This window comes from Stenotrophomonas chelatiphaga (assembly GCF_032054965.1).
GTDB classification, from domain to species: domain Bacteria; phylum Pseudomonadota; class Gammaproteobacteria; order Xanthomonadales; family Xanthomonadaceae; genus Stenotrophomonas; species Stenotrophomonas chelatiphaga.
On sequence record NZ_DAMBRS010000005.1, the window covers coordinates 225,100 to 231,378 of the forward strand.

Below are 6,279 nucleotides of genomic sequence, written 5' to 3' on the forward strand. Positions count from 1 at the left end.
GATCGATCGTCGATCACTCTTCGTGGCCGCCCACGGGGTGACCCCGATGGTCGCCTCCCCATGACGCCAAGTCGTACCCCCGCCTCTGCCGGCCATGACGCCGACGGAACCGCCAGGTCCGGCCCATACGGAGCAAGGAGTTATATGAAACTGGCCTGGATTCTCTGGCTGTCGCAGTTGTTGCCGCAGCCGGCCGCTGATTCGTTGTGCCTGAGCACGACCGTTTACCTGGAAGCCCGCGACCAGACCGTGCGTGGCCAGCAGGCCGTCGCCGAAGTGGCCCTGCGTCGCCGTGACAGCGGCCTGTGGGGAGACTCGATGTGCCAGGTGGTGACGGCGCGCAAGCAGTTTGCCCCGACCATCGTCGCCCCCGGTACCCAGCTGGCCAATGACGCCGCATGGCGCGAAGCAATGAGCGTTGCCTTCGATGCCGAACGCAACTGGGCGCTGCCGGTCAGCGAGCGCAAGGAGATCGTGCCCGGTGCCAGCCACTTCGCGGCGCTGTCGATCGCCAGCCCGAGCTGGCGCAATGCCTACCAGGTCGCCACCATCGGCGATCACACCTTCTACAAGGTGCAGAGCCTCAAGCCGCGCCAGTCGTAACGGACTGTTGTGCCAGCGCGTCATTGCCGCGCGCTGCAGGCTCCGCGATAGTGTTGGCCTGATGCCACCTATCCCGCGCGGAGTTCCCATGAAGCTGTACAGCAAGCCCGGTGCCTGTTCCACCGCCGACCACATCGCCCTGCAATGGACCGGCCAGCCGTTCGAGGTTGAACTGCTGGATCGTGAATCCCTGAAGAGCCCGGCGTTCCTGAAGATCAACCCGGTCGGTTCGGTGCCCGCGCTGGTCGATGGCGATTTCGTGCTGACCCAGAACGCGGCGATCATGGGCTATATCGCCGATACCCATCCGCAGGCAGGCCTGGCAGGCGATGGCAGTCCGCGCCAGCGTGCCGAAGCGGCCCGTTGGCTGTCCTTCGTCAATTCCGACGTGCACCCGGCGTTCTCCCCGCTGTTTGCGCCGGGCAAGTTCCTGGCCGATGAAGGGCAGAAGGAAGCACTGGCTGCGGCCGCGCACAAGCGCCTGCGCGGGATCTTCGAACAGGCCGATGCGCAGCTGGCCGACAAGCCATGGCTGGCGGGATTCCGCAGCTTTGCCGATCCCTACTTCTACATCACGCTGCGCTGGGCCGCTGCGGCGAAGGTCGACCTGTCCGGCCTGGAGCATCTTGCCGCGTACAAGAAGCGCATGGATGCCGACGCCGGCGTGCAGGCCGCCTTGCAGGCTGAAGGGCTGGCCTGAGCCCCGGCCTGCCGGACCCGCGCGCGGCAATGCTGCCCCGCGCAGGCCGGCCGCTCAGCGCTGGATATCAATATCGGTGCAGTTGAAAAAGCCCTCGTTGCCGGCATCGTCGCGCTGCCAGTAGTGGTACAGCACGGCGCGGCCGGTCCGGTCCGCAGGGAGGGGCACCTTCACGGTGTATGTCGGATACGGCGTGCCCGGCACGGATTGCGGCGCATCGTCGTTGTAGATTTCTTCCAGGTCGTCCCAGCGCAGCGCCCGGCTGCCGTCATACGACGGCTTGGACAGGAATACTCTCATCCACGACGGGTTGTGCGCCTGGGTGAGGTCCCACACCAGCTCCAGCCGCCCCTGCGCATCGGGAGTGACCGGCTGGGCCCTCCAGGGCTGGGTAGCCTGGTCCAGGCCGCGCTTGCGCACATCGCCGCCGGCACACAGCAGCCCATCGGGAACGGCCGCCTTGATCTTTTCCAGGGTGTCGCCCATGTCCTGCGGATTCGCTGACAGCTCGTTCCACTGCTGGAACGGCCATGGATCCATTGTCTCGCGGTAAGCCTGTCGGCAGTCCGCACCGGGTATCCCACTGCCGTCGGCGGGCCAGTCGTAACCGCGCTCCTGGAAACACAGGTATTGCCGGGCGATGGGCGAGGCGAGCGCGCCGTGGGCGTGTGCGTGGCGCCAGGGAGCCAGCGCGCCGACTACAGCCACGGCCACGACGAGGAGGATCGAAACGGCGCTGCCATCCACTTGACGCTTCATGGGCTGCATTCCTGTCTCAGACGCGACCGGACGATGGCCGCACGGACATTGCACCTTGCCCACCGGGGCGAATCGCCAGGGATACCCCGCGGCACGCTGCGGCAGTTTCAGCCGATGAAGCGCAGGGGTTTTCCTTCGCTGTCGCGAAGACAGGAACGCCGGATGTCGATCGACAGCACATCGGAGATCCGAGTCACGTTGGCCACGGGCCTGAGCGCCAGCCGCAGGCACTCCCACGCGCCCGGCGAAAGCACGCAGGTCCGCTGCAGGTCATCGCCCTGCATGCGGTCCTGCTCGCCCCGTTCAAACGTCCAGCGCTTGCGCGGGCCGACGATCTCCAGCGGCAGGCCAGCAGCAAGGCGTACTTCCAGCAGCTCCCGCAGGGGCTCGGCCTGCCCTGCCCCGAGCACCAGGGTGGTGCTGCCGGACGCATCGCCGTCCTGCCAGTCCAGCATCTCCACGAGCAGCAGGCCGGTGGCCGCGCCCTGCGCCTGGGAACCTGCAGCGACGCGTGCGGCCAGCTCGGCATTGGACAGCGCACAGGCGCGGCCGAGGTCGGTGATCCACAAGGGCATGACCGGTTCCAGCGCCTCCAGCACAGCGCCGGTCGATCCGCGCAGGATCGCGGCGTGCTCGTCATCGGTCAGGCCCACTGCCTGCAGGAACTGCAGACGGCCGTTAGGGGTATCGCGCGGTGGCAGCTGCGGGTCTTCGATGAAGGCAAGGTGGCGCAGTGCCGTGGCGTGATCGGCGGCAATCGGTCCGTTGGCGTCCAGGTGATGGCCCGCCTCCAGCACGTTGCCGGTCTGAAACACATAGCGCGCCAGGTTCTGCAGCAGGCTCATCGGCCAGGTCGGCGGGCTGTCCGCCTCGGTGCTGCCCGCTGCAGCAGCCAGCCGGAAGGTCAGTTCGAAGCCGAAGCCGCTGACCTCGGCGTCGTCGCTTTCCTTGTCGAACAGTTCCGACAGCCCGTAGCTGACGTAGTGCCAATGCGGGCGACCCTGTTCACTCCAGTAGACGCTGACCCCATCCAGCGGGTCCTTGCCGCCGAGGGTCCACGGCAGCGCCGTGCCGAAGTGACGTGGCACCTGGCGGGGATGCACTTCACCCAAGGCCTGGCTGATGGCATCCCAGCCAGGCGTACCGTTGTCGTCCGTCATGGTGGTGGTACGCTCGGAAGCGGAAGCAATCTGCACGATGGAACCTGGACGACCCGGGCGCTCACTTTAGCCCAGCTGGCCGCCGACACGCAGGCAAAATGCGTCAGTTCGATTGAACCTTACATGCATCCTGGGCCGATCCTTTCACCCGCTAGCTGATCGCTACCGGTTCGAGCTGTTGTCGTGTTTCATCCAGCCACCGCGAGGCCAGCGCGCTGCTGCGGGCCTTGCCGATGGCCGCCACCATGTCCGGCAGCAGCTGCTCCAGCGCCGCCGCATCGGTGCAGCGCTCGATCTTCAACTGCATGAAGTACCCCTTCAGGCCGAGGTGGCGGCGCACCGATGCACTCATCCAGTCGTGGAGGATGCGATACAGCTCCGGGTCCTGGCCGCGACCTTCGGTCAGCGCCGGGGGGCGTGTCGGCGCCGCCGTGCCACCGACCTTCTCGATCAGTCCCTGTGCGGCCAGTTGTTCCAGTGCGTCCGGCGGTGCACGCAGGCCCGGCAGCAGCGCACGCAGGACATCATCATCGCGCTGGCCGTCGACCATCAAAAGAATTGATCGGAGGGCGGCTGGCAAGCGCCGCGCGCGATCATCGATTTCCTGACGGCCAGCGGCCGTCTTGGCATGCAGCAGCGCCATCGGTGTTCCCCCTGTCTGGACTCCCAATGCCCTCGACTGCGGCAGCCACGCCTGATCCCCCAGGCGCGGCGCTGTGTGGCAGCGCGATGACAGGCCGAGCTTAGCGCAGTCGGGCAGCCGGCGGAGCTGCACTGCAACACGCCCTTTGCGCGGGGAGCGGAGCATTGCCGCCTCCTGTCCCCGCGGACGGTTCAGCGTCCCAGTGCGCGCCGGATCTCATCCAAGGCCGCCGGGTCGTCCAGGGTGGACAGGTCGCCCGGATCACGCTGCTCTGCCAGGGCCTGCAGCGAGCGCCGCAGCAGCTTGCCGGAGCGGGTCTTGGGCAGTGCGTTGACCACGTGGATGTGCGCCGGCCGCGCTACCGCGCCCAGCGAGGCGGTCACCGCCGCCATCATTTCCGCCACCACCGGCGCCGGATCTTCACCGTTGAGGCCTTGCTTGAGGGTCACGAACACCAGCGGCACCTGCCCCTTGAGTTCGTCCTTGACCCCGATCACGGCCGCCTCGGCCACGCGCGGATGACCGGAGATCGCTTCTTCTATCTCGCGCGTCCCCAGGCGGTGGCCGGCAACGTTGATCACATCGTCGGTGCGTCCCAGGATGAAGGTATAGCCATCCTCGTCGCGGATCGCCCAGTCCAGCGAGCTGTACAGCAACTCCTTGAAGTGGCTGAAGTAACTCTGCAGGAAACGCGCATCGTCATTCCAGACCGTGCTCATGCAGCCCGGCGGCAGCGGCGGGGTCATCACCAGCACGCCCTTCTGCCCCGGCGCGACCTCCACCCCGGTGTTCTCGTCGATCACCTTCATCCGGTACCCCAGGTTGGGGAACCCGGGCGAGCCGAAGCGCACCGGTTTCATGTCCAGTCCCGGCAGCAGGGTGAGCGCCGGCCATCCGGTTTCGGTCTGCCAGTAGTTGTCGATGATCGGCTTGCCCAGCGCTTCGTTGGCCCAGTGGGCGGTGGGCTCGTCCAGCGGCTCGCCAGCCAGGAAGATGTACTTCAGCGCCTTCAGGTCATGCCGGCGGATGAAGTCGACGTCGTGCTTCTTCAGAACGCGGATCGCGGTCGGCGAGGAGAACAGCGTGCGCACGTTGTACTGCTCGCACAGCGCCCACCAGATGCCCGGATCCGGGTTGGTCGGCAGCCCTTCGTACAGCAGCGACGTACAGCCGCCGATCAGCGGCCCATATACGTTGTAGGAGTGCCCCACCGCCCAGCCGACGTCGGAGGTGGAGAACATCACCTGGCCCGGCTGGCAGTCGAACACGGTCTGCATCGACTGGGCCATCGCCACCGCATAGCCACCGACATCGCGCTGCACGCCTTTCGGCTTGCCGGTGGTGCCGGACGTATACAGCAGGTAGCTCGGCTCGCTGGATTCCAGCCACTGGACGGGTACATCGACCTCCCCGACCTCGGCACGCAGGGTGGCGTAGTCCACGTCGCGCCCCGCCTGGCGCGGTTCGGCCGGGTCCAGCCCGCGCGACACGATCAGCACATGCGGGGGCGGATTCTGCGCTTCGGCGCAGGCCGCATCGACCATGCCCTTGTAGGGAATGAGCTTGCCGCCCCGCATGCCGGCATCGGCGGCGATCAGCAGCTTCGGCCGTGCATCGTCGATGCGCAGGGCCAGGTTGTGCGCGGCAAAGCCGCCGAACACCACCGAGTGCACGGCACCGATGCGGGCGCAGGCGAGCATGGCAAAGACCGCCTCGGCCATGTTCGGCATGTAGATGACCACGCGGTCCCCATGGCCGACGTCCAGCCGCTTCAGCACGGCGGCGAAATCGTTCACTTCGCGGTACAGCTGGCGATAGGTGATTTCGCGCGTGGTGCCGGTTTCGCTGGACACCGCGACCAGCGCGAGCTGGTCGGGACGTTCGGCCAGGTGGCGGTCGACGGCGTTGTAGCAGAGGTTGGTTTCGCCACCGACATACCAGCGCCGGAATGGCGGATTGCTGTAGTCGAGCACCTGCCGTGGCGGCTTGTGCCAGTAGATGCGATTGGCTTCTTCGCCCCAGAATGCCTCCGGCTCGTCGATCGAACGGCGGTAGGTTTCTTCGTAGTCCATGACACAGCCCTCCCAGACAAAGTCATGGGATCGAGCATAGAGCGCCAGCCGCGGTGCGAACGCCCCGACCTTGGTCGTAGGTCAACGTCAACGTCAACGTCAAAAGCCCTGCAGGGGTGTGGGTTGGGCGGGGCGGGGTGGGTTGGCGGGAATCGCCGTAAATACGTCCATGTAGGCTCGCCATCCGCATCCATGCGGATGAGCGTTCCCGCCAACCCACCCCGCCCCACCTTCGACAGGTCCATGGAGGCCCTGGTAGCGGCGCCCTGGTGGCCGGAGGAGGAAAGATGGGGTCAGAGTCCTTTCGCTACGCGAAAGGACTCTGACCCCTGCCTTTGTTCT

The 6,279-nt window shown here is 66.6% G+C and carries 6 protein-coding genes; 2 read left to right on the plus strand and 4 right to left on the minus strand.

The features are described from left to right. Positions 1 to 144: 144 nt before the first annotated feature. Both RTX79_RS09580 and RTX79_RS09585 read left to right on the plus strand, forming a co-directional pair. A complete protein-coding gene (locus RTX79_RS09580; protein ID WP_309687808.1) occupies positions 145 to 603 on the plus strand; it encodes a cell wall hydrolase in 459 nt (152 codons plus the stop codon). Between the two features lie 88 nt (positions 604 to 691). Next, positions 692 to 1,303 carry a glutathione S-transferase N-terminal domain-containing protein gene (locus RTX79_RS09585; protein ID WP_057507015.1) on the plus strand — a complete coding sequence of 204 codons (612 nt, stop codon included), beginning with the start codon at positions 692 to 694 and terminating at the stop codon, positions 1,301 to 1,303. A 54-nt stretch (positions 1,304 to 1,357) separates the two neighbouring features. Here RTX79_RS09585 and RTX79_RS09590 read toward each other — a convergent pair whose 3' ends face one another. The 4 genes from RTX79_RS09590 to prpE form a co-directional block, all read right to left on the minus strand. Beyond that, entirely contained in the window at positions 1,358 to 2,062 is a 705-nt protein-coding gene (locus tag RTX79_RS09590; RefSeq protein ID WP_312683391.1) for a lytic polysaccharide monooxygenase, read from the minus strand. Between the two features lie 107 nt (positions 2,063 to 2,169). Continuing rightward, positions 2,170 to 3,258, minus strand: a complete 1,089-nt coding sequence (locus tag RTX79_RS09595) for a suppressor of fused domain protein (RefSeq protein WP_312683393.1) — start codon at positions 3,256 to 3,258, stop codon at positions 2,170 to 2,172. Between the two features lie 115 nt (positions 3,259 to 3,373). Continuing rightward, entirely contained in the window at positions 3,374 to 3,865 is a 492-nt protein-coding gene (locus tag RTX79_RS09600) for a hypothetical protein (RefSeq protein ID WP_312683395.1), read from the minus strand. A 191-nt stretch (positions 3,866 to 4,056) separates the two neighbouring features. Next, entirely contained in the window at positions 4,057 to 5,937 is a 1,881-nt protein-coding gene (gene prpE / locus RTX79_RS09605) for a propionate--CoA ligase (protein ID WP_312683396.1), read from the minus strand. Positions 5,938 to 6,279 lie beyond the last annotated feature (342 nt).